This window comes from uncultured Tateyamaria sp., assembly GCF_947488715.1.
GTDB lineage: Bacteria > Pseudomonadota > Alphaproteobacteria > Rhodobacterales > Rhodobacteraceae > Tateyamaria.
Genome location: NZ_CANLAG010000001.1, coordinates 152,818 through 176,580, shown reverse-complemented (window position 1 = coordinate 176,580; position 23,763 = coordinate 152,818). Strand labels below are relative to the sequence as shown.

At 64.2% G+C, this 23,763-nt stretch carries 13 protein-coding genes; 7 read left to right on the top strand and 6 right to left on the bottom strand.

Annotation, left to right across the window (positions count from 1 at the left end; all coding sequences use genetic code 11):
- Window positions 1–66: 66 nt before the first annotated feature.
- Window positions 67–1,035, bottom strand: a complete 969-nt coding sequence (locus tag Q0936_RS00780) for a threonine dehydratase (protein ID WP_299294733.1) — start codon at window positions 1,033–1,035, stop codon at window positions 67–69.
- 155 nt (window positions 1,036–1,190) lie between these two features.
- Between Q0936_RS00780 and Q0936_RS00775 the strand changes: the two genes are divergently transcribed.
- Genes Q0936_RS00775 through Q0936_RS00750 form a run of 6 tightly spaced genes read left to right on the top strand, consistent with a single transcriptional unit; the run spans window position 1,191 to window position 18,054 of the window.
- On the top strand, window positions 1,191–5,111 hold the full coding sequence (locus tag Q0936_RS00775; protein ID WP_299294735.1) for a DUF6603 domain-containing protein: 3,921 nt from the start codon (window positions 1,191–1,193) through the stop codon (window positions 5,109–5,111).
- Window positions 5,112–5,148: 37 nt separating this feature from the next.
- A complete protein-coding gene (locus tag Q0936_RS00770) occupies window positions 5,149–8,298 on the top strand; it encodes a hypothetical protein (RefSeq protein WP_299294737.1) in 3,150 nt (1,049 codons plus the stop codon).
- A 5-nt stretch (window positions 8,299–8,303) separates the two neighbouring features.
- The gene (locus Q0936_RS00765) at window positions 8,304–12,323 is read left to right on the top strand and encodes a hypothetical protein (protein ID WP_299377794.1); all 4,020 of its coding nucleotides are present in this window, start codon (window positions 8,304–8,306) and stop codon (window positions 12,321–12,323) included.
- Window positions 12,316–14,355 carry a hypothetical protein gene (locus Q0936_RS00760; protein WP_299297359.1) on the top strand — a complete coding sequence of 680 codons (2,040 nt, stop codon included), beginning with the start codon at window positions 12,316–12,318 and terminating at the stop codon, window positions 14,353–14,355. Before Q0936_RS00765 ends, Q0936_RS00760 begins: the two co-directional genes overlap by 8 nt.
- Window positions 14,356–14,379: 24 nt before the next feature.
- On the top strand, window positions 14,380–16,218 hold the full coding sequence (locus Q0936_RS00755; RefSeq protein WP_299297360.1) for a hypothetical protein: 1,839 nt from the start codon (window positions 14,380–14,382) through the stop codon (window positions 16,216–16,218).
- Window positions 16,219–16,236: 18 nt separating this feature from the next.
- On the top strand, window positions 16,237–18,054 hold the full coding sequence (locus Q0936_RS00750) for a hypothetical protein (protein ID WP_299297361.1): 1,818 nt from the start codon (window positions 16,237–16,239) through the stop codon (window positions 18,052–18,054).
- A 1-nt stretch (window position 18,055) separates the two neighbouring features.
- Here Q0936_RS00750 and Q0936_RS00745 read toward each other — a convergent pair whose 3' ends face one another.
- From Q0936_RS00745 to Q0936_RS00725, 5 genes are all read right to left on the bottom strand, one after another.
- Entirely contained in the window at window positions 18,056–20,044 is a 1,989-nt protein-coding gene (locus Q0936_RS00745; protein WP_299297363.1) for a hydantoinase/oxoprolinase family protein, read from the bottom strand.
- A gap of 24 nt (window positions 20,045–20,068) precedes the next feature.
- The gene (gene queG / locus Q0936_RS00740) at window positions 20,069–21,115 is read right to left on the bottom strand and encodes a tRNA epoxyqueuosine(34) reductase QueG (protein ID WP_299297364.1); all 1,047 of its coding nucleotides are present in this window, start codon (window positions 21,113–21,115) and stop codon (window positions 20,069–20,071) included.
- A gap of 66 nt (window positions 21,116–21,181) precedes the next feature.
- A complete protein-coding gene (locus tag Q0936_RS00735) occupies window positions 21,182–21,847 on the bottom strand; it encodes a glutathione S-transferase family protein (RefSeq protein WP_299139565.1) in 666 nt (221 codons plus the stop codon).
- A 56-nt stretch (window positions 21,848–21,903) separates the two neighbouring features.
- Entirely contained in the window at window positions 21,904–22,632 is a 729-nt protein-coding gene (gene mtgA, locus Q0936_RS00730; RefSeq protein WP_299297365.1) for a monofunctional biosynthetic peptidoglycan transglycosylase, read from the bottom strand.
- Window positions 22,633–22,668: 36 nt separating this feature from the next.
- Window positions 22,669–23,319: an SGNH/GDSL hydrolase family protein gene (locus Q0936_RS00725; protein ID WP_299377791.1), complete on the bottom strand. Its 651-nt coding sequence runs from the start codon at window positions 23,317–23,319 to the stop codon at window positions 22,669–22,671.
- Window positions 23,320–23,478: 159 nt separating this feature from the next.
- On the opposite strand from Q0936_RS00725, the gene Q0936_RS00720 reads away from it, so the two are divergent.
- Window positions 23,479–23,715: a hypothetical protein gene (locus Q0936_RS00720; protein WP_299139571.1), complete on the top strand. Its 237-nt coding sequence runs from the start codon at window positions 23,479–23,481 to the stop codon at window positions 23,713–23,715.
- Window positions 23,716–23,763 lie beyond the last annotated feature (48 nt).

Genomic DNA, 23,763 nt, shown 5'->3' with positions numbered 1-23,763 from the left:
TCGTCCCCGACCACGTGCCGGTTTTGCACTACGCTTGCGTAACGGTTTGGTGTCGATTTTGTAAAATCAGACGGTGGGCGTCTGACCATCCAGCACGGTGCGGAACCACCCCGTGTCGATGTTGCCACCACAGAGGATCACGCCCACCTTGCGGCCCGCCATCGTCTCGCGTTCCTGCATCAGACCGGCCAGCGGGGCCGCGCCCGCGCCCTCGGCCACGTTGTGCGTCGCGGTGAAATAGAGCCGGATCGCCGCGGCAACCTCGTCATCGGTGACTGCGATGATCCGCTCGGCCCCCTTGGAATAGACGTCAAACGCCTCTTGCACCGGCATCCGCACCGCCATCCCGTCGGCAAAGGTCGCAGCCGAATTTGTCTCGATCAACCGCCCCGCCTCAACCGACAGCTTGGCGGTCTGTGCCTGATCGGACACGACGCCCACCACCTTGGTCGACAGGCCCAGGGCATCGCGTGCCATGATCGTCCCGCAAATCCCCGACCCGCATCCAATTGGCACGTACACCGTGTCCAGATCGGGCTGCGCCGTGAACAGCTCGAACGCATAGGTCGCCACCCCCCGCACCAACTCAGGATGATAGGGCGGCACAATGAACAGCCCCTCTGCCTCGGCCACCCGAAACGCCTCCATCCGCGCGGTGTCGAAATCGTCCCCATACTCGATCAGTTCGGCACCAAAGGCGCGCATCGCCGCGTTCTTTTCGACCGAGTTGCCGCGCGGCACATACACCTTGGCCGTCAAACCGGCATTGGTCGCGGCCCACGCCTGGCCCTGCCCGTGATTGCCCCGCGTCGCTGTGCAGATGCCCGAAATCTCCGGGTGGGTCCGCACCAGCCAGTCCATGAACGTCAGCGCACCACGCACCTTAAAGGCACCTGTCGGCGTGTGGTTCTCGTGTTTGACCCACACCTCCGCGCCTGTTTTCGCGCTCAAGAGAGGCCAGTGATGTTGCGGCGTGGGTGCCATCCGGGCCTGCACAAATGCGGCGACCTCTTGCAAATCGGTCAGTGTCAACATGGCGCAACTGTCCGCAGGTCACCGGGGAAAAGTCAACCAACACCGCGACATGCGCCTACAACTATTGATAGACGGATGCCCGCGAACTGTGCAACGCTCACTGCATTGGTTAGTGGGGGCCGTGGCGACACACCGAGTGTTACGCGGAAACAATTTTGGAAAAATCGGATACGGGGCTAGAGTTCCCCGCAGACGCCATCGACGCGCGTCTCAAGGATATTGGTGTTCTGGTTGGGCTGCTGACGCCCGCAGGCAGCAATGTTGCATTGAACCTTGGGTGGTTCGAAAACCCTGTCCAATACATCGAAGCGATCCCCGCCAACCGCGACGCCATTCTGGACCTGCTGCGCGATCTTTTGGGCGATGCCTCGGGCATATCGCCCGACGGCAATGCCTGGTTTCAGATCAAATATGACGACACCGAAACCCCGGTCTACGTGATGCTGCCCAAGGACAACGAGGGCGACAGCTCTGTCGTGTCTCTGGGCCTCTATCACACCCTGTCCGACGACGACCCGGTCAACGCCAGCCTATGGGCCGCAATCCCGCTGTTCGAACTGCCCCTGACGTCGTCGATTGTCGTCACCGGCAGCGCCAGTGATCCAATCACCCTCGCGCTGGACCTCAAGACCTCCGGCACCTTTGCGTTCCCGAACGGCAGCTTCAATGGGCTCGAATTCAAAGGGCTCGTGACCTTCGACGATCCACCCAGCTTCGAGCTCGACTTCCTCGGGATGACGCCGCCCGCGCCGCAATCGACCGTCAAAACGCTGGACGGGCTGGTGGCCGCGCTGGAAACGCTGTCGAACTGGATCAATCCGATGCTGGCGCAGGCCAATGTGGCCGCCATTCTGGGTCAGACAATCCCGTCGACCGGCACCACACTCGGGGCCGTTCTGGTCGACCTGGGCGTGCTGAAAACCAGCGCCACCCAGACCGTCGGCGGCTACACCTTTGGCGACTTCAAAACGCTGCAATCCCTGGGGTCCGCCAAGGCCTGCGCCGAATGGTTGCTCGCCGAAGGGCTCAAGGTCCTGGCCAGCCGCAAAACGCCCGTGTTCAAGATCCAGGAGGGCGGGGTTTACATCGTGTCCGAGGACGTGCTGGACAAAACCGCCACCGACTACGGCCTGCGCGTGACCGTGCCCAACATTCACGTGACCGCAGAGAAAAAGAAAACGCCAACCGCGCCCACCCCCGCCAAATCCGGCGGGAAAAAACCAAACGTGCTCAAGCTGCAGGCGGGCAAATGGCTGACGGGCGAAAGCGACAAGAACAACTGGATCAAACGCTCCGACCCCAAAGGCACGAGCCTCGCACCCGGCATTTCCCTGTTTGTGGTCCGTGAAACCGGCGCAATCCCCGCCTTCAAACCACGGCTCGAACTGGTCAGCCTCGGCCTCGACTACAACGGCGCGGAAAAGACACCGCTGGCCTCGATCAAAGGGGTAACCTTGGGCGGGGTTGAGCCGCGCTTTTCCGTCTCGATCGACTTTGCCAAGGTACGGCCTGTGCCATGGGGCATCGCCATGCGCATCGACAAGTTCGGCCTGCCGGTCGGTAATGTCACCAAAGGGGCGTCCGGCAATCCAGTGGCGGCCAATCTGTTGTCTTCCGGCACGTCCCCGGCCCAGAAAACGCCCGCCAAGGGTCAGGACAAAGGCGCGGACAAACAAGCCGTTGCGCCCGAGTTTTCCGCGGCCCTCGGCTGGGTGCACGACCCGGCCAACCCCACCACAGTCAACTTCCAGCTCTTTGATCAAAAGGACAAACCCTCCGACAAGGTGATCCTGCCGATCCAGCGCAGCTTTGGCCCGCTGTTTCTCAAGACTTTTGGGCTGGAATGGAAACAGCCCAACACCGACCTCGATCTGGGGCTGCTCTTTGATGCCAAGGTCACGGTGTCCAAGCTCGAGGTCGAACTCAAGGGTCTGTCGGTCGGCATCCCCCTGCGCACACCCGGCACGATCAGTGACTATTCCCTCGGGCTTGAGGGGCTGGATTTCACGCTGCAAGCCGGGTCCGTCGACATCAGTGGCGGCCTGTTCAAGGACGAGGTCATCGTCGATGGCAACAAGATCGCCGAATACAACGGTCAGGCGCTGGTCAAGATCGGGGACAAATGGACCGTCTCGGCCATGGGGTCCTGGGCCGAGGTTCAGGGGCACCCGTCCCTGTTCGTCTTTGCCATGGTCGATGCGACCATCGGTGGGCCGGGCTTCTTTTTTGTCACCGGGGTCAGTGGCGGCTTTGGCTACAACCGCGCGCTGAAAATCCCGGCGCAGGACAAGGTACAGGACTTTCCGCTGGTGGCGGGCCTGACCAACCCGGCCGCCGTGGGTGGCAAAGGCGCCAGCCCCGCCGAGGCTTTGGCCGCACTCAAGGACTACATTCCCCCCGCCCAGGGCGTGAACTTCTTTGCCGCGGGGGTACAGTTCACATCCTATGAGCTGATCAAATCAAACGCCCTTCTGGTGATCGAATTCGGCAAGACGTTCGAGGTCGCCGTGCTGGGCCTGTCCCGCATCAAGCTGCCTCAGGAAGGGTCCGAAACCTTCGCCTATGTCGAGCTGGGGCTCGAGGTGCTGTTTGTCCCGGCCCAAGGCGTGCTGGGCGCAACGCTGCAAATCACGCCCAATTCCTATGTGCTGACCAAAGACTGCAAACTGACCGGCGGCTTTGCCTTTTTCGTGTGGTTCGACCCCAGCCCCCATGCCGGCGACTTTGTTCTGACCGTCGGGGGATACTCACCCTACTTCAGGAAACCCGCGTGGTATCCGGATGAACCGCGGCTGGGGTTCAATTGGAAAGTGTCGGATCAGGTCACCGTCACAGGCACCGCCTATTTCGCCCTCACACCCTCTGCGATCATGGGCGGCGGCGGGCTTGATATCCAATTCCACTCCGGCGCGATCAAGGCCTGGTTCACCGCCCATGCGGATTTCCTGATCCAGTGGAAACCCTTTGCCTACATCATCGACATCGGCGTCACCATCGGCGTCTCGGTGCGGGTCAAACTGCTGTTCGTGACCGCCACGATCAAAGTCGAAGTCGGGGCCAGCCTCGAGCTTTGGGGGCCACCCACCGGGGGCGAGGCGCGCGTCCACCTGTGGGTCGCGTCCTTTACCGTCGGCTTTGGCGCCAGCAAGAACGAGATCGGCGGCTATGTCGACTGGAACAACTTCACCACCCTCTTGCCCCAGAACACGCCCGCCCAGACCGCCGCCATCCAGCCGATGATGCAGGCGCAAGCGGCGTCGCCCCCCTTTGAAAACGTGGTCACTCTCAAGATCACGGGCGGGCAAGTGCCCGCCAAGGACGCCGACGGCGCATGGCTCGTGCGGGCCAGCGCCTTTACCTTTGACGTCGAAACCGCGTGGCCGCTAACACAACTCAACCTCAACGGCCCTGATGCCGCGACACCGCTCGCGCCGCTCACGCTTGACCCTGTTGATCCAAACGTGCCGCCCGCCCCGTCCGGCAGCACCTTTCCCACCTGCGCACGCGCTGACGGCTACTATGTCGGGGTGCGGCCCATGGGGATCAATTGCACCAGCTCGGTGCTGGACCTCAGCGTCGTGCATCTGGACACCAAAGAGGTGCAAAACCTCGATACCGACTGGAATTGGACCATCGCGGCCAAATCCGTGCCAGAAGCCCTCTGGGGCATCCCCATCGCGCCGGGCAAGACACCGGCGGCCGAGGCCAAGGTTCTGCCCGGCCGGATGACCGGCCTGTCCGGGATCGGCCCAAAAAAGCACCCCATGACCGGGCCACCGCCCATCCCTCAGGCCAACCTCGCCAGCGATCCGATCAACCCCACGGCGGCGGACAACAACCTTCTGCCCTTGCCCCAAGATGCGCAAACCGGCACACCGGTGCCAAACGACGCTTCGCTGGCAACCATCGCCGCAACCGCCGCTGCGGCAGACGTCACGGCGCAGCGCACCAGCCTGTTTGACGCACTGGGCGCGGCCGGGGTGAACGCAGGAACAAATGGCGACATGCAGCCCTTTGTCGATGCCATCCCCACCAGCTTTGCAGGGGCGCCCATGCTGGGCCGCGTGGCAGCGTGATGCCCGGCCCTCTCACACGATCACAAGGCGCACAGCGATGACCACCAAACCTACCGCGCCGGGCAGCCTGCCGCTGAATGACATCCAGTTCTTTGACCGGCACATCCCGGCACTGCACGGCGGCGACTATACGATTTCGGTCAAACAGACGGTCGCCAGCACCAATGTCGAGACGCAGACCGGGGGTCAGGACCTGCCGCCCACCGCCTTTCCCGGCCCGCTGCCATTGGCACAGCTCGTGTCCGTGGCCGCACCGCGCTATGCCCTCGACCCCGCTGACGTGCACGCCGTCTTTCCCCCCGCCGGGCAGGTCGGCGCCTTTGATCAGAACCTCGCCTCGGTCACGCTGACTGGTGGGGCGCTGCCATGGGAACGGGCGCTCACGACCTCGGACAACGACACGCCCTATTTGGCCGTCCTGCTGGTGCAGGCGGATGAACTCAGCACCCCGCTCACAACCTTTCGCGCCTCCGACATCCTCAGCCCGCCACCCGGCACACTGGGACCACAGATCGGGCCGCCTGACCGTCAGGACCTGATGGATCAGGTCACGGCCATCACCATCACGAACGGCGGCGCGGGCTATGCGGATGCAACGCTGACCCTGTCGGGCGGCGGCGGCACCGGGGCCAGCGCCGATGCCGTGATTGGCAACGGCGTGGTCACCGCGCTGACCGTGGACGCAGGCGGCAGCGGATACACCACCGCACCCACAGTCACCTTGTCGGGGGCTGGCACCGGATTTGCCGCAACCGCCGTGATCAGCGCGGGCACCGTCAGCCACATCACCATCAATCAGCAGGGGTCAGGCTACGCCAGCGACGCCACCGTCACGCTCAAGGGCGGGGGTGGCAGCGGGGCCACCGCCAGCGCCACGGTCACCAACGGGGTGATCCTGGGTGCGACTGTCACGGCGGCAGGCACCGGCTATACCACGACACCCACGGTCGAGATCACAGGCGACGGCCAGAACGCCACAGCACTGGCCGCGCGGGGCGTCCAAGGCCGCGCCATCGACCTGCCCACCGCGACGTTCACCGCGCTCATGCCCCGCTATGGCGGAACGGACGTCGAACCGCGTTGGCTCGCCCATGTGCGCGACGTGCCGACCGGGGACAAGGAAACAGGCACCGCAACCGGCACCACCGAATTTGGCGTGGTTGTCGGCAACCGCTTTCCCGCGCCCGGTCCCGGCCCCGTGGCCGAACTGACCCTGACCGCAACCGGCCAAGGCTACACCACCGCACCAACAGTCACGATCACCGGCGGCGGCGGCACAGGGGCGACCGCCGTGGCGGGGCTGACGGGTGATCAGGTCACACATCTGACGCTGACCAATCCCGGCACCGGCTATACCGCCCCACCCACCGTCACCTTCGCGGGCGGCACCGGCACAGGGGCGGCTGCATCGGCGCGCACACGGGCGCATTGGCAGGCGCATCTGGTGTCCCTCGAAGGGTGGCAAGACTACCTCGGCGCAACGCCCACCTGGCCCACGGATCCCACCACCGGCGTTGCGGTCGAAAACGTGCGGCTGGTGTCGCTCTTTTCCTGGTCGTTCTATTGCCTGTCAGAGGCGGGTGATTTCCGCGACCTCATGCAGAACCTTGCCGCACCCGCAGGGGTGGATGGCACAACCAAGGACGCGCTGCTCCTGCGCATGCCCGATCCGGGGCCGGGCGACGGATCGCCCGCTGCCGCGTCGGTCCAAGGTGCCTTTGCCCAGGGCTATACCGCCCTCGAATACCAGACGCGGGCGGGCGTCGACAGTTTCGCCTGGTACCGTGGGCCGTTCACGCCCCTGCCCGTGCCACCCTTTGACATGCCCGAAGCATGGGACAGCGCCGGATCGGCCATGATCTACGACCAGACCACCGGCCTCTTTGACCAATCCTATGCGGCGGGCTGGCAGGCCGGGCGGCTCCTGGGCCTGTCAGACCCCAACTTTGCCACGCAACTGCGCGGCTGGCGGAGGCAAGGTATCACGCTGACCAACACATTGCTGGCACGGATCAACGCCACGTCCAACGGCGTCCTGCAATCGGTCCTGCCCAGCCCCGACCTGACCCAGGACGACCCGGACACCGTGGCCGAACTGGAAACCCTGCTTGAGGCGGACCTGCTGTCGGATGCGGTGATGGCGTACCTCACCACCACCTTTGCGGAAAACATCGCGCCCACGGTTGGTCAGGCCGACGTGGACAAGACGCCAGAAACGACAACACCCACCGCAACCGCGCCGCCCCCACAAAACGTGGTCACGGCGCTCAAATCGCTGCTGGCGCAACCCGCCGTCGCAGCACTGCTGGCCAAGATGAACGGCACCGATCTGGGTGACCCGGCGCCCTCGTTCCTGTCCTATGTGGTGGACTGGCTGGGCCAGTTGAGGCTGATGGACGGCGTGCCCTTTGCCCAGATGGTGCCCGACACACGTGCCCTGCCCACGGAATCGCTGCGCTTCTTTTACGTCGACCCCAACTATCAAAAGGCGCTTGTGGATGGCGCGCTCAGTGTCGGGCTCGAAAACGGGCACGAGGTGCTCTACCAGGCGCTGAACTACACGCTGCTGGCGGATGCCACCCAGCAAGAGATGGTGCAGACACGCGCCAAACTGATGGGCCAAACAGTGCCGAACCCGGCACCGGACCCCGGCGTGCCACTGGCCGGAGTCCTGATGCGCTCTTCTGTTGTGTCAGGCTGGCCCGGGCTCGAAATCCGCGCTTACAAAACCTCGACCCTCGCGGCGGGCGCAACCGACCCGACACCCAGCGCCCCGATGAAGGCACTGCGCATCGACCGGCTGGCCCCGGATGTGATGCTGGTGCTGTTCCCCGAACCGCCCGCATGGATCGAAATCGGCGAACCCGCCGAACAACTTGCCTTTGGGCACGAGGACAATGGCATTGTCGATCTGCGCTGGGTGTCGGATGGGCAGAGCCAACCCATTGGCGACATCATCCCCGGCCGTTCGGTCGACGTCACGACGCTCTACCGCGACGCAACAGCGCCCTCGCCCGTTGTGAACACCACCGCACTGGCTAGCGCCCTGTCACAGGGCCTGACGACCGCTTACGGCGGCACCCTGCCCGCGCCCTTTGATGCCGCCGACTTTGCCATCCAAATGGTGCGCGCGCCTGAACAAATGATCTTCCAGAACCAGGCCGCGCCCGGCTCAGACAAGGGATAACACGCATGCCCAGCTCAACCCCCCTCCTTGTCCCGCTGGCCCTCGAAGCACTGATGGTCAACGACGCCGTTGTCGCCCACCAGAACTGGTATCGCGGTTTGGTCGACTACGCGCAGCTCAACACGTTCAACGACCCACAACCGCAACCCAGTCAAATGGGGCAACCACCCAAGACCGGGATACACCTGCACTGGGCCCTGCCCAAGGCGCTGGTCCACGGCACCCAAATCCGCGCCACCGCCGAGGCGGAACTGACAGCCGACGGCGTCAGCGACCTCGCCCTGATCAACCCCGGCTCAGGCTATGTCGTGCCGCCCACCATCACCCTGACGGGCGGCGGCGGCACTGGCGCCGCCGCAGTGGCGGAACTGCACGACGGCGCAGTCAGCGCGATCACGGTCCTGTCGGCAGGCACAGGCTATACCTCTGCCCCCAAGGTCGACATCGCACCCAGCCCCGAGGTCTGCTTTCCCCTCGTGCCCAATCGCTGGATGATCACCCGCTTTGACCCCGCAACCAGCACCGACAGCCCGCGCCAGACGACAAGCTGGATCCTCACCTCGGACGAAGTCAGCACAACCGACGGTGCTGCCCCCTTTGTCGATCCCACCACCAGCACGGACGGACAGGTCGTGCCGACCAACATCGGCGTGTCGCGCCTGTTGTCAGCCTGGCAGGGTGAAAGCAGCGCGGCTGGCACCGACCTGTTCCTGCGCGCCATTGGGCCGGGCGAGATGACCTTTCACGCATTCCAGCCGGGGGCTGAAAACGTCTTTGGCATCTATGACGATCTCGGCTCGAACGGTGGCACGCTCAAGGTGCCTTACCCGGAAAACGCGGCCTTCACCTATCAGGTCGTGGGCTGGTACTCCGATCCAAACGCTGACCCGCTCTATGGCGAGGTCACCCACTGGGGCGACAATTGCACCGGCACCCGCACGGCCTGGACCACCGCGTCCGACCCAGAGGCCGCGTGGACCGCGCTGATGGAACACCTGAACTGGCAGGTGGACAACCCACCCACCACAGCCGCCGAGATGCCCAATAGCAGTCTCTATCACGGCATGATCCACACGGTGACCTGGACCAACGTCAACATTCCGCCCCGCATCAACCCCAATGCAAACGGGATGACCGTGTGCGTGGGCAACACCGCCGCAGACGCCCTGTCGGCTCTGGTCGCATCACACGCCACATCCGTGGACGCAGGCACGCTCGAGGTGCAGGAACTCGAGGCGCTCAACTTCAACGCGCTCAAGACGCTGGACAAGGCGGACGGGGCCGCGCAGATCGAGGCACTGATCCACGATGCCTGGTTCTCGACCCAGCCGGGCGGCACCACATGGGACATCGTGGCCGCCAGCAACGACAGCTTTGCCGGTCTGACCGCTGCCGCCATGCCGCCGGGCGATCCGCTGACCCACGAGCAACAGGTCGCCCTCGCACAGTTGAACCAGGCACAGGTCGCCCTCGACAGCGCGCTGCGCGATTTGCAATCGATGAAATGGTCCCTCTTTGCGACCTGGTGGAAGGACAAGCGCAGCGCCTTTGATACCGACTGGCAGGCGACGGTGTCGGACCCCGACCAGATCCTCAAGACGATCACCGACAACCTCGACCCGACCCAACCGGGCCTCTACAAACAGGTGATCGACCAAGAGGCGGCACTCGGTCGCCAGGCCGCTTCGTTGCCCCAACCCACAAACCCGGTCAGCATCGCGCAATATGCGGCAACCGTGCTCAAACTGGACCCCGCACAATGGACGCTCAAGGCATCAGGCGCCGAACCCTTCCACGCGCCGGTGGACCCGGTGGTGATGGTCGCCGGGCTGCAACCCTCGGCCAAGCAAAAGACCCAGCACCCGCAATACACCTCCGGCACGGGCTGGGACGACACGCTGATCTGCCGCACACAGGACCAGACCGCCACCGGCATCATCACCGGGGTCGAAAACAGCACGGACATCAGCCCCGCGTCAGTGTTTTCCGCCGAGACGGCAATGGTCACCAACCCACACTTTTCCACCGCCCTTCAGGGGGGGATTTCCGCGCTATGCACCGAAACATTCCTGGCCGATCCCCAAAACGCCGCCACAATGGTCGCAGTGGTCAATGGCGGACCGGGCAACACGGCCCAGATCACAGCCCTGTCCGACGCAATCAGCGACTTTCAGGCACCGGTCACGACCCAAGGCACGCCTGCACTCCGGGAACACAGCGCCTATGTCACCTGGCAACAAGCCTGGTCGCCTCTCTACCTGCAATGGACCATCAACTTTTACGCCACCACCAACACCGACAACACGGGCAACGCCGCACCGGGTGAACAGTGCGACAACTGGGGCTTTGACCTCGGCGACTGGGCCTTTGACGGCACCGACTATGTCTGGACCGGGGGCAACCCCGCACACGGGTCCCAAGGCTACAGCGGACGGACGTTCCTGACCGGACAGGCCAACTTTGCCCTGATCTCGCGGCTGCACCACTACATCACCACCGCCAAAGCGCCCGAGGCGGGCCTGCAAGCCGTCGAAGACCTGATCGAAACCGTGGGCGAGATGAACTTCATGTCGCAACGGCTGACCGGGCTCAGTGACGCGCTGGTGATGCGCACCGTCAATCCCAGCAACCCACCCAGCGACGACATCGCGCCGCATATCGGGGCGCAGTACAACGAAACGCCCGACCCCACCAAGGGCAACCAGACGCTCAGGTTCGGCATGGGCAACCCGTTTTTCTTTCCGGTGCGGGGCGGTTACATGACATTCGAAGCCCTGTCGGTTGTCGACGCCTTTGGCCAAACGCTCGATCTGATGACGGCCGGTGGCAACGGCGGCACGGGTCCCGCGTTCCGACCCCTCTGCGGTGCCGGGCTGGCACCACCGCCCGACCAGAACGTCAGCACGCCCAGCTTGCTCAAGGCGGTGTACCTGCAACCACGTGTCGTGCAACCGGCGCGGCTCAACTTTGACTTTCTCTCTGCCAGCGATGACAGCAAGATCCTCGGCCAGACCGCGGATGTGAACCCGGTCTGCGGCTGGATCATCCCCAACCACCTCGACCGCGCACTCAACATCTACGACGCGGATGGCATAGCCTTGGGCGAACTGATCGAACTGGCCAACACAACCGGCACCGCACAGCTTGGCTGGCTGCCCGCCCCCAACAGCACCGGGGCCGTCAGGGACCCCGGCCAAATCACCAACAGCCACCTGGGCGGCTTTGTGCAGGGCCTTCTGGCGCGCGCGGACGGGGCGGCGGGCTTCCGCAACTTCCTGTCCTGCGTGGATGAAACGCAATGGACGGTCGACCCCCTCGGTGCGCGCAAGGACCAGAACCTGTCGGTGCTGATTGGCCGCCCGCTGGCGCTTGTGCGCTGCAAACTAGGGTTGGAACTGGATGGACTACCCTACACCAACCAAAGCTGGCGGGACACGCTGCAAAACCTCAGCGCCGGGCTCGAAGGGCTGGAATGGGACGTGCGGCTGGGCAGCCTCGATTTGTTCGATGACGGGCTGATGGGCTATTATACGGGCGACAGCTATGACAGCTTCCACGCGGTCCACGACCCACAAGGGCTGGCCCCCGCGAACCCGCCCTACCTGAACCCGATCGCACCGGGCAACTACCTGCGCACTGCCTTTGACGGCACCGATCAGGTGCTGACGATGGTGCTCGACCCGCGCGGCGACGTGCACCTCACCACCGGCATCCTCCCCACCCGCAACGTCGCCCTGCCCGACGCCTTTGTCGCGCCCGCCATGGGGCAATTCGCACTCAGCTTCCGCACCGGGCCGGTGATCAGCGAAACCGCTCAAGTGCGCGTACCCTACCCAACCGAACGCCACGGCGACTGGGCCTGGGCACAACTGAGCGAACCGACACCTCCGGGCACAGCGCCCAGCTACACCGTCAAGTCACTGGTCAAAGCCGGACAAGCGGCACGGCTGGACTCCGCCCCGCCCGCCCTGATGGAAGGCTGGCTGACCTTCACACCCGACGGAACAGGCCCCGACGATGGCTGACCCTGGCGCAGCGCAGCCCAGCATGGCGAAAAAGGCGCTCCCGCCGCGCCTCAGCTATGGGCTGAACACCACGCCCGCACCGCCCTTTTGCGGCGAACATCTGACGCTGACCCTGGACGTGTCCAACACGCTCGACCAACTGGTAGAGATCACGGAAATCACGGTGACCCTCGTCGTCGGCCCCTTTGGGGACGCGCTGACGGCTGACCCCTCCGGGCTGAAACTGAACCCGCCCGCCGACTGGGACATGCGCCAGAACGGCGCCACCTTTCACCTGACACCCAAAGACACCGCTGGCCATCCGGGCCGCGTCGGCGCCAAGGGGCTGGAATTTGACATCGGCAACATCCTGGTCAGCGACGAAACCGGACCGACAATGATCACCATCACAGAACACAGCGGCACCGACACCCCCCGCATCGGCACCCTGCACACCGAACTCACCAAGGAAAACCCGCCGCTGCACCTTGGCAACGTGGTCGTGGACACGCCGACCTTCGACTACATGGGCGACGTCACCCTGTCGTGGCAGGCCACCCACGGCGCGCTCATCGAAATCAGCTGGCCCGGTCAATCGGTGCGGTCCGTCAAAGGCCAGCCCGGCACCCCCCTCCCGGCCAAAGGCGACTACACGCTCGAAGCCCTGAGCGAGGACACCGTCGTGACCGTCATCGCCACCGGGCAAAAGGCCGACGGATCGGCGGAAAAACAGGAAAAACAGATCACGCTCGGCATGAACCCGGCCGTGCTGGCAGACGTTGCTGCAATCACCAAAAGGACCGACACGGGCCTGCCCGCCGTCCAGTTCAAATGCACTCCCAAAAGCGCACAAAGCGTCACGGTCGCGGGTCCGGGCCTCAGCCCGACCAAGATCGACATTGACCCAAGCGTTCTGGACGCAGACGGCGCGCTGATATGGCCGCAAACGCCAATCCCACGGCTCTTGCCAACGGACTATACCCTGACACCAGAAAACCCCGGAACGCTCGACCCCGAGGGCTATACCGCGCCTTACAGCCCGCCGACCGACACCTGGATCTACGTCGGCCCCTCGCCCAACATCTCGCGCAGCGCCATCACCGCGACCGCCGACAGGCTGGTCACGATCCAGTACCAGGACATCGACGCTGACGGCGCCCCAGACACGGGCCGGGTGTCGTCCTCGAGGGATGGCCTGACCTGGACCACGCACAAGACCCCGGCCCCCTGGACCGCTACGTTCGACGACACCTTTTACAGCAACAGGATCGCGCAGATTTCGACCTTTGCGCACGGCGCGCGCGTGTTCATCTGCGCCTCGCTCTTTACGCCAAAGATGACCTTGGCGCTTTGGTACAGCGACGATCTTGAGACCTGGTTTCAAACCCCGCCGCTCGACCTGCCGCAGCCCGAAGACGGCGCAATTCTGGGCAACATGTGTGCAGACGAACAGGGCCATGTCTGGGCGGCCTGCTACACTTTTGCAGACGCGCAGAGCTTTCCCAAGACCGCGCAGTTGTTCAAAACCGAAGACCTTAAAACCTGGACCCCAATGCCCACGCTGGACGACGGCACCAGCAACAGCCAATACGACGTCACGGCGATGGACTGGATCGGCGGCAAACTGGTGCTCTGCCTCTCGGCGCCGGGCGCGGAGGGACCTGCTAAAACCGACGTCTACACAGCCGGTGCAGATGGTGTGATGACCAAAGCACCAGGCGCGCCTATGCCGGGCCGACCAGGCGCACGGCTTGTGTCCGCTGGCGCTGATCTGGCTGCGGTCTTTGACACCGCAGACCCGGATCACGCCCTGTACCAACTGACGCTCACCCGACGCGCCCCGGATGGCACCAACACCGTCGACACACCCCAAGCCAACATCGCAAGGATGGGGGGCAACAGCCTGTTCCCGACCGTTCAGATCGCCACATTCAACGGCGTGATCTTTGCCGACACGGTGGCAACGATGGATGGCTGGACCAACGGGCACCAAGATCCCAATCACGCGCGCAACGGGATCTGGATGTTCTGCCCCGCCAGCGCCTCTGACTGACGTGCAAGAAAGGCACCCGGCCCCATGACCCAACAGCCCCTGATAACGGCTCTGACCGCCCTGCCCGCCGCACCCGAATGTGGCGAAAATCTGGACCTTTTGTTTACGCTGACCAACACGACCGATGCCCTGATCGACGTGACCAAGGTGACGTTCACGCTTCAGGTCGGGATGTTCCCCTCTGATCTCGCCACCGGCTTTGACGGGGTTGAACTGATTGCGCCGACAGGTTGGCAGTTGCACCAGAACGGGGGCACCTTCACGGTGACGCCCAGCGCGTCCAACACCGGCGCCGTGGGCGCTGCGGGTCTCGAGTTTCAGATTCTGAACATCATGGTCAACGACGCCCCCGGCCAGACCTCTGTCACGATGGTCGCGGCGCACAAACCGATCACACATCCGAACCAACCGCCTGACATCGCGCCCTGCGAAAACACGGCAACCCTGAACAAGATCCTGCCACCACTCAGCCTCACGGATGTCTACGCCGACCCGCTGCCCGCGCTCTATGACGGCTCCACCACGATCTACTGGACAGGTTCAAGCGGGGCGGTGATTGCGCTGGATGCCAATGGCGTGACGATCACCCACGTCAAGAACGACCCGTCCACCCCACTGCCCAGCGCGGGCAGTTATGCGCTCGATGAGGTGACACAGCCCACCATCGTCACCGTAACGGCCACGGCCAGCGCCACCGCCGCGACGGCGGCAGAACTGCAAAAGCAGATCACCGTGCCCATCGCGCCCCCCACGGCCACGCTGACGGCCAGCGTCACGCCAAACGCAAATGCCCTGCCCAGCGCGACGCTGAACTGGACCACAACCAGCGCCAACGCTGCGACACTGACATCCACACCCCCCGCCAGCACCCAGACCGTAAGTGTCGGGTCCAGCGGCATGGCCTTGCCCATCACCGGCCCCACCAGCTTTGCACTCACCGCCACGAACCCGGTGTCAGCAACCGCCGCCACCGCGACACAGGCGGTCACGCCGCCCAGCTTCACCTGGGTGTCCGCCGCAGACGGCCCCGTCCCCCTGACGGAACAAGTGCGACTGCTCGAAACCCACGCGGGCCTGTTGCTGGTGACAGTCGGCACGGATGACGTCACCACCGGCAGCATGTGGACAAGCACGGATGGCCTCAGCTGGGACCAGATCACAACGCCGCCCGCGTTTGACTACCAACTGCCCGTCTACACAGCGGTCAACGCCGGCACCACCTACCTGTCCGTGGCCCCCAAAGGCAGCGCGCCGTCCATGATCTACAGCTCAACCGACCTGCAAACGTGGACCGCCCTGCCCCAGGCCAGCTTTTTCGCCGCATTCGCACCCCCCGCGATCACCTTTGACGATACAGGCACCGCATGGGCCTTTGCCCCGTTCTCAGAACAAATGATCTGGTCCTCTACGGACCTGATGCAAACCTGGACGCAAGTGCCACAACCCAACCTGCCAATGGGCATCGGCACATGCCTGATCTTTACGGCGGGCAAGCTATGGTCGCTGGGGCGCATCACATTCGGGGATCCGGTCCTCGACCTCTACAGCTCGACAGATGGCGTGACATGGGACAGCCACCCGCCCCCCACCGGGGTCACCGGCAACGCCAGCCTGCACGCCACCGTGTTCAACTCTGAAATCTGCTTCTTTGTCACGCAAAGGCACAACCCCGACCCCTTGCCCATGGCGATGTGGCGCATCGATGCCTCGGGCACCTGGACCCAAGACCCTGCAATCCCCGGCCAAACGATGCTCGACCCAACCGGGTACGGGCTCAGCCTGGCACAATGCAACACCGCGCTCTTTACCGCTGGCAACGGCATAACAGCACCAAAACAAGGGATCTGGGCCAAAAATGCCTGACCGGAAAAGGACGCAAACGTGACCGAAAGGGCACCGCTGATACTGGCCGTCGTGACCAGCGCCAACCACGCGGAATGCGGTCAAACGCTTTCCCTGTCGTTCACCGCAACCAACGCGACCAACGACATGATCACAACCGCGTCCCTCAAAATCACACTGCCCATGGGCACATTCCCACCGGACCTCGCAGGCGGGTACGACAACGTCACCGTCAAATGTCCGCCGGGCTGGCAAATGCGCCGGAACGGCGGGGCCTTTACCATGACCCCTGTGAACACCGCCGCCGGACAGGTCGGCCCCAAAGGGCTGGAATTCGACATCAAGAACATCACCGTGAACGACGAACCCGGCACGTCGACGCTCCAAATGGCCCAGACCATCGGACCAGACAACCAAGAGTACAAAAGCCACGCGGACATCACCAAAGTCTGGCCCACCCTCGCCATCTACGCCTTTGATGCGCCTCCGGGGGCGGTGGTCTATGGCGGATCCCCCCTCGTCTCTTGGGAGGCATCGCTCGGCTCCGTCATTGCGCTCAGCTACAACGGCAAGGTGATCCGACACGTCAAGGACGACCCCTCGACACCGCTCCCCCCCGTGGGCAGCTTCCAGATCCAGGACCCGCTGTACCAACTGACCCCATTCAACCTGACGGCAGAACCAGGGCCCGGCGCTCTGCGTGCTCTGCCGGTCAGCGCCCAGATCAACGTGTCGATCATCCCGCCCTCGGTGACGTTGGACGCACCGGTCACGTCCTCGGCCGACGGGCCACCTGTTGCACACCCAAACTGGACATCCTCCAGCGCCACAGACGTCACCCTGCAAACCGCACCGGGTCCCGCGCCGCATGCTGTCCCGACCACAGGAAACAGCGATATCCCTTTTGTGGTGCCGACAACACTGACGCTGTTGGCCACAAACCCCGCAACCGTCCACCCCAGCGACGCAAGCACCACGATCGACGTACCCGCCATTGAATGGGTGCCGGTCAGCGACGGACCGATCCCGATGGATCACCAGAGCTATCTGGTGGAAACCCACGCCGGAATTGCCCTCGTTGATATGGGCAAAGACGACGCGCCCGGCGGCTTGTGGATATCAGCAAATGGGCTGGACTGGTCACAGGTAACGACGTTGCCGCCCCTGCAATTCGACGCACCATTGTTCTCCACAACAACCCAGACCGAAACGTTCCTGTCTGCCACGACGAGCCTGCGCAATGGCATCATCCTGCGGTCCAGCGATCTGGTGACCTGGACAGAGATGCCACAACCCTTGGAAAACGCGGCATTGGTCGCGTCCCCAATCCTTGCGACCGCAGACGGCAAACTGCGTGCCTATGCCGACAATGGCGCCACCTTCTCGCTGTTCGAATGGACCGCAAACGGTCAAGGGGGCTGGGAGCCACAGGGTATCTGTAACCTACCTCCGGCGCTGACGTTCAACCTCACTGCAATGGGCGGCAAGCTTTGGTCGATCAGCTCCATCTCTCCGGGCTACCCCGAACCCCGTGTCTACTGGTCAACAGATGGGGTGAACTGGACAGCCTGTCCTGTGCCCGACGCCGTGGCGTCAAAGCATTGCAGCATGAACACCGCCGTATTTGACGGCAAAATCTGCGCGTTTGTGACGCCTCGCCATAACACTCCGGATTTGCCCATGGCGCTATGGCGCATCGATGACACCGGCGGCTGGATCCAAGACAGCCCGACGCCGGGTCAAACCATGCCGTTCACCGGCAACCTCACCAGCGTTACGGCCTGGGCGGGCACCCTGTTCACCTGTGGCAACGCCAACTTCAGCCCCAGGGGCGGCATCTGGGCGCGCACCACCTGAGCTATCCCAGGGCCACGCGCGGACGACCCGTGGCCTCGACCGTGATGGTCGCTTCGACAAAGACCTCGCGCGCTTCGGCCTGTGCCGTGCGGATGTCGCGCATGACCTGCACTTCTATTTCGTCGGCCCCCGCATCCCGCGCCGCCCCGGATGCTTCTTGGGTCAGGGTCTCTTCCAAATGGGCAAGCGCGGTGTCTGACGCCGTAAAATCCTGCGGGCCGCTTTCCTGATGGACGCGGAACAGCCCTTCGCTTGGGGCTGTGATCGTCCCGCTGCGGCGTATGGTGACACGCCCCACCACCGCGCCAATGGCGTTCGCGACACCGCCGTCTTCAGGCAGCACCATCTTGGTGCCCATCCGCGTACCCACAGCTGGATAATAGGTCGCCGCCGACGCGCCCAGGCCAATGACCGGCACGTTCAAACCAGTCTCTAACTTGACCAAACCGTCATGCCCGCCCAATCCGTGCTGCATCAGGACATGGGTGGCCAACGCCTCGTCCAGCCCCTCTTCGGCCAGCGCCGCCTGCAACAGCGCAACGCCGGTCTGATGGGTCAACTGATCCACGATCATCTGGGCCAACACGGTTGGGTCACTGGCCAGAACCTCGCCCGCCCCGGTCCTGCGCCGCCCAAAGAGGACACAGGCCAGCCGCGCGGCCTCCGCATCCCATGCGTCCAGCGTACCCAACACGTGGCTCGCATCCGAGGGCGTCAGCGCCGCAATCTGCACCACGCCCCGCGCCACCAGCCGCTTGAGAGCGCCCTGCTCCATCCGCGTGCGCAACACCGCAGCCAGCGGGTGCATCTGCGTCCCGATCCGCTCCAGCAACGCGGCGTCCCGCCCCGTCAACCCGTCCGTCGCAACACCCGGCACCGCCCGCACAAACCGCCCGTCATGCTCGCCCGGCGTCGTGCTGCGCAGCTGCTGTGCAAGGGTATCGACGACGCCCGGATGCTCCACCGCCAACAGCGACACCGGCACCACCCGGCGCGGCCCCAGGGTCACACCCCCACGCAGCCCCTCCGAAACGAAATGAACCTCACTGTCCCCGCCCAGCCCGGTGGTGCGCATCGCAACCGCCTCGACCATTGTGCGGTATGGACCCACCCGCGCGCCCTGCGGATCAATGGCCGGACGCCCATCTCGCAACACCGCCACATCAGTTGTTGTGCCGCCAATGTCACTGACCAGCGCATGATCCATCCCCGTCAGCCACCGCGCCCCCACAATGGAGGCCGCCGGCCCGCTCAGTATCGTCTCGATGGGCCGCTGCCGCGCCTGCGTCGACGACATCAGCGCCCCATCTCCCCGCACCACCATCATCGGCGCGGCAATGCCAACACGGCGCAGCTCATCCTCCGCTCGCCCGATCAACCCGTCAATCATCCCGATCAACCGCGCATTCAACACCGCCGTCAGCGCCCGCTTCGGCCCGCCCAGCTTGGCCGACAACTGATGCGACGCCGACACCGGCCGCCCCGTCACCGCACGCACTACCTCCATCACACGCAACTCATGCGCCGGGTTCCGCGTGGCAAACTGCGACGCCACCGCAAAACCGCTCACATCCCCGCCATGCGTCTCTAAAAAGGCCAAAAGCCCCGCCTCGTCCAACGCAGCCACCTGCGCTCCGTCATGCCCATGACCACCAGCCAGCACACACACCGGGTCGCCCGCCAGGGCATCCGCCAACCCCTGCGCCTCCAGATCCTGCGCCCGAAACCCGACATAGATCAGCGCGACACGCCCCCCCTGCCCCTCAACCAGCGCATTGGTCGCCAAGGTCGTGGACAGCGACGCCATCGCCACCGCATCCGCAGACACACCCGATACCTCCAGAACCGACCGCACCGCCGACCCAACCCCAAGGGCCAGGTCATGGCGCGTCGTCAGCGCCTTGGCACGCGCCAACACAACCGCATCATCCTGAACCAGAACTGCATCCGTATAGGTGCCGCCCGTATCGACCCCCAGCAAAATGGCCATGCCGCACTCCCCTTTTGACCCGGCCTACTGCGCCTGTTTCCGACCTGTCGCGCCCAATTGCGCCACCGCCCAGCGCGCCGCGTCCGCAACCGCACCATCCGCGTCATCCACCAGGGCCTGCGCCACCCCAACCAGCGACGCATCCCCCGAATTGCCAACCGCATAAAGCACATTGCGCACAAACCGGTCCCGCCCGATCCGCTTGATGGGCGAGCCGGAAAACCGCGCCCGAAACGCCGCATCATCCAGCCCCGCCAACGCGGCCAAGGGCGGCGCGCCCACTGCCCCCAAATACCGCATGTCACTCGCCGCCACCGCAAACTTGTTCCAGGGACAGGCCGCCAGACAATCATCACAACCGTAAATCCGGTTGCCCAAGCCTGGGCGCAGCGCCTCATCCACGGGTCCCTTATGCTCAATTGTCAGATAGGAAATGCACCGCCGCGCATCCAACTGATACGGCGCCGGAAACGCCTCCGTCGGACACACATCCAGACAAGCCCGGCACGACCCGCAATGATCCCGCTCCGGCGCATCGGGCGCCAGCTCCAAGGTGGTGAAAACAGACCCTAAAAAGGCCCAATTGCCCCAATCCCGACTGACCAGATTTGTGTGCTTGCCCTGCCACCCCAGACCCGCCGCCTGTCCCAGCGCCTTCTCCGGCACCGGTGCCGTGTCCACAAACACCTTCACCTCGCCCCCCGCTTCCGCAATCAACCAACGCGCCAATCGCTTCAGCCGCTTCTTGACGATGTCATGGTAATCCCGCCCCTGCGCATAGACGGACACGGCCCCCAAATCGGGCCGCGCCAACACCGCCAGCGGATCATGCTCCGGCGCATAACTTTCGGCCAACATGATCACCGACCGCGCCTCGGGCCACAAAACGGACGGATCAGCACGCCAATGCATCCGCTCTTCCATCCACCCCATCTGCCCATGCCGCCCTTCGGCAACAAACGTGGCCAACCGTTCCGCCACCTGCGGCACCGCGTCGGGCCGACATACGCGCGCGGCCACAAACCCCTCGCCGAGGGCCTGCGCCACAACCCGCTCTTTCAGCGCGCCCATGGCTTCATTGTTCCGAAAATATGCGCGGGGGTCCGGGGGTGGCAAACCCCCGGTCCGACGGCAGATCTAGAAATCGAGATCATTGTAATGCCGGGGCGGCGGAAATCCGGGCACCTGATCCGCCAGAATGCTGCGAAAGGCCGGGCGCGACTTGATCTTGGCATACCAGTCCTTGACCACCTCGCTGCGGTTCCAATCCACGTCCGAGATATAGTCCAGCGCCGACAGATGCGCCGCCGCCGCAAAATCGGCCAGCGTCATCACATCCCCCGCCAACCAGCGGCGGTGATCCAGCAGCCAGGTCATGTAATCCAGGTGATACTTGATCGCCTTCGCCCCGTCCTTGACGTTGCGGCTGTCGGGGAAACCTTGCCCCATCACCTTCTTGTTCACCCGCTCATAAAGCAGCTTGGACGTCACCTCGTTGTGGAACTTGTCGTCAAACCAGCCCACCAACCGCCGCACCTCCAACTTGGCCGCCGGATCCGCAGGCATCAGTGACGGATCGGGGCGTGTCTCCTCGATATATTCGCAGATGGCCGCGCTCTCGCTCATCATCACTCCATCGAGGCGCAGCACGGGGACCTTGGCCGCCGGGTTGCGGCGCAGGAAATCGGGATCACCCTCCCAATACCGCTCTTCGACCAGCTCCACCTCGATCTTCTTTTCGGCAAGGCTCAGACGCACCTTGCGGCAAAAGGGGGACAGCGGGACGTGAAACAGACGGGCCATGGGTCTTCCGGGTCAATCGCGGGGTCAGGCATCCATGCACCCCCCGGCGGGGATTTTCAACTCTGGAAACAGCGCGCGCGCCCATCCGCGCGGATCGTGGCCGCCCCGCTCAGGATCTGAGAGGCCCGTTTGCGTACAAAAGACGACGGGTTGCTGGCGCTCCGGTTCTTGGGATTGGGCAGGATCGCGGCCAGCCGTGCCGCCTGCACATTGCTCAGGGCTTCGGGGCCCACGCCGAAATAGTGCCGCGACGCCGCCTCGATCCCGAACACGCCTTCGTCGAACTCGGCCACGTTCAGATAAACCTCAAGGATACGCCGCTTGGACCAGATCGCCTCGACCAGCGGCGTCATCGCCGCCTCCATCACTTTGCGCACCCAGGACCGCCCGTGCCAGAGGTACACGTTCTTGACCACTTGCTGACTGATGGTGGACGCGCCCCTGTTGCTGCCTTCGTCAATGGCGCGCCGGATCGCAACCACATCCAGACCCCAATGCAGGCAGAAATTGGCATCCTCGGCTGCCACGGCGGCACGCGCCATGATCGGTGCGATCTCGTTCATGTCGACCCACTCGTGGTCCACGCCGCCCAGCCGTCGGCTTTCCTGCATCATGTAAAAGGTCGTGGGCGGGTTCAGCACCGACCACAGCAAGGTCACCGCCACCGCGATCAGAAACACGACACTGACCACGCGCAGCCCCCACCGCAGCAGCCATCGCATCGGCCGAAACCGGCGCGTCGGTTTGGCCTTTTTCCTGGATTTGGAGGTGCGTGGTTTCGCCATGGCCCCAGCTATAGGCGGACGCGTCTGGCCTGTGAACTACTGCGCGACAGATTGGGCCAGATATGTGCCAATCCTGCGCGCGCCACGGGGCGACGGGTGGATGCCATCAAAGGCAAAGTTCGCCCGGTCGTCCGGGTCCAGCACGTCCTCGCTGTCGATGAATGTCATGCCCGGCGTCGCCTCTGCCAATTGCGCCATCCGCGCGTCGTATTGCACCAGATAGGGGCGGCACCCTGCGAACTGCCCGGACCGCGCGCTGGCATAGTAGCCCATCCACAGAACCTGCACGCCCGTCGCGCGGATCTCGGCCACGAACTGCGGCACCTCTCCGGTCAGATCCGCGGCCAGCAACCCGTCCAGAACGCCATCACAGGCGCCACAGCCGCAATCGTTCAGCATGTCATTGGCACCGCCGTTGACCAGCACCATGTCCCACGGACCACGCCGAAACTGCGCCCGCACGTCAAACCCCACAGCCCGCCCCAGCGCCGACGCATTGGAAAACCGCGCCCCCGCAACAGCGTCGTTGTCGACACGTGCGCCCAGCACGTCACCTATCACCGACGGAATGTCTCGCCCCGTCCACTTGTGCCACGCCAACACGCTGTCCCCGATGGCCAGCACGCGCAACGGCTCGGCCCACGCAGACCCGCACAACACCCACACCAAAACGACCGCAAACCTCATGCCCCAGACATATGCCACACAGGCCCCCTGACCAGCCCGCAACACTCTGTTCAGCACGACTGCAAAAAACTCTAATAAATTACAAAGCGTTAATCCCTAACGACTGGTAACCGATTCTGGTATGGTCACACCGCCTTAACCACATTTCGGAGATCGGAGATGATAGACGTACTGACACCAACCCACGCCACCACAATCGCACCACAACACCGCGTGCTGAACGCCGCCGACGCCGCACTGGTCTGGGTGCTCAAATGGTCCGGTGACGCCGACCATGTCATCGCGCACAAACTCGGCACCATGCCCACACGCATCGCCGACATACTTGCGGAAAACACACACGTAGGCAGCCGCGACAAGGCGTCCAAAATGGTCGAACGCACCGACGGCCACTGACGACAAACGGTGGTGACCCGCGCCACCACCGCCATATGCACCTACGCT

Coding starts and splice junctions, on each gene's coding strand:
- Q0936_RS00765 (WP_299377794.1), top strand. CDS start 8,304: ATGCCCAGCTCAACCCCCCTCCTTGTCCCGCTGGCCCTCGAAGCACTG.
- mtgA (WP_299297365.1), bottom strand. CDS start 22,632: ATGGCGAAACCACGCACCTCCAAATCCAGGAAAAAGGCCAAACCGACG.
- Q0936_RS00725 (WP_299377791.1), bottom strand. CDS start 23,319: ATGAGGTTTGCGGTCGTTTTGGTGTGGGTGTTGTGCGGGTCTGCGTGG.
- Q0936_RS00745 (WP_299297363.1), bottom strand. CDS start 20,044: ATGGCCATTTTGCTGGGGGTCGATACGGGCGGCACCTATACGGATGCA.
- queG (WP_299297364.1), bottom strand. CDS start 21,115: ATGGGCGCGCTGAAAGAGCGGGTTGTGGCGCAGGCCCTCGGCGAGGGG.
- Q0936_RS00780 (WP_299294733.1), bottom strand. CDS start 1,035: ATGTTGACACTGACCGATTTGCAAGAGGTCGCCGCATTTGTGCAGGCC.
- Q0936_RS00755 (WP_299297360.1), top strand. CDS start 14,380: ATGACCCAACAGCCCCTGATAACGGCTCTGACCGCCCTGCCCGCCGCA.
- Q0936_RS00760 (WP_299297359.1), top strand. CDS start 12,316: ATGGCTGACCCTGGCGCAGCGCAGCCCAGCATGGCGAAAAAGGCGCTC.
- Q0936_RS00735 (WP_299139565.1), bottom strand. CDS start 21,847: ATGGCCCGTCTGTTTCACGTCCCGCTGTCCCCCTTTTGCCGCAAGGTG.
- Q0936_RS00720 (WP_299139571.1), top strand. CDS start 23,479: ATGATAGACGTACTGACACCAACCCACGCCACCACAATCGCACCACAA.
- Q0936_RS00770 (WP_299294737.1), top strand. CDS start 5,149: ATGACCACCAAACCTACCGCGCCGGGCAGCCTGCCGCTGAATGACATC.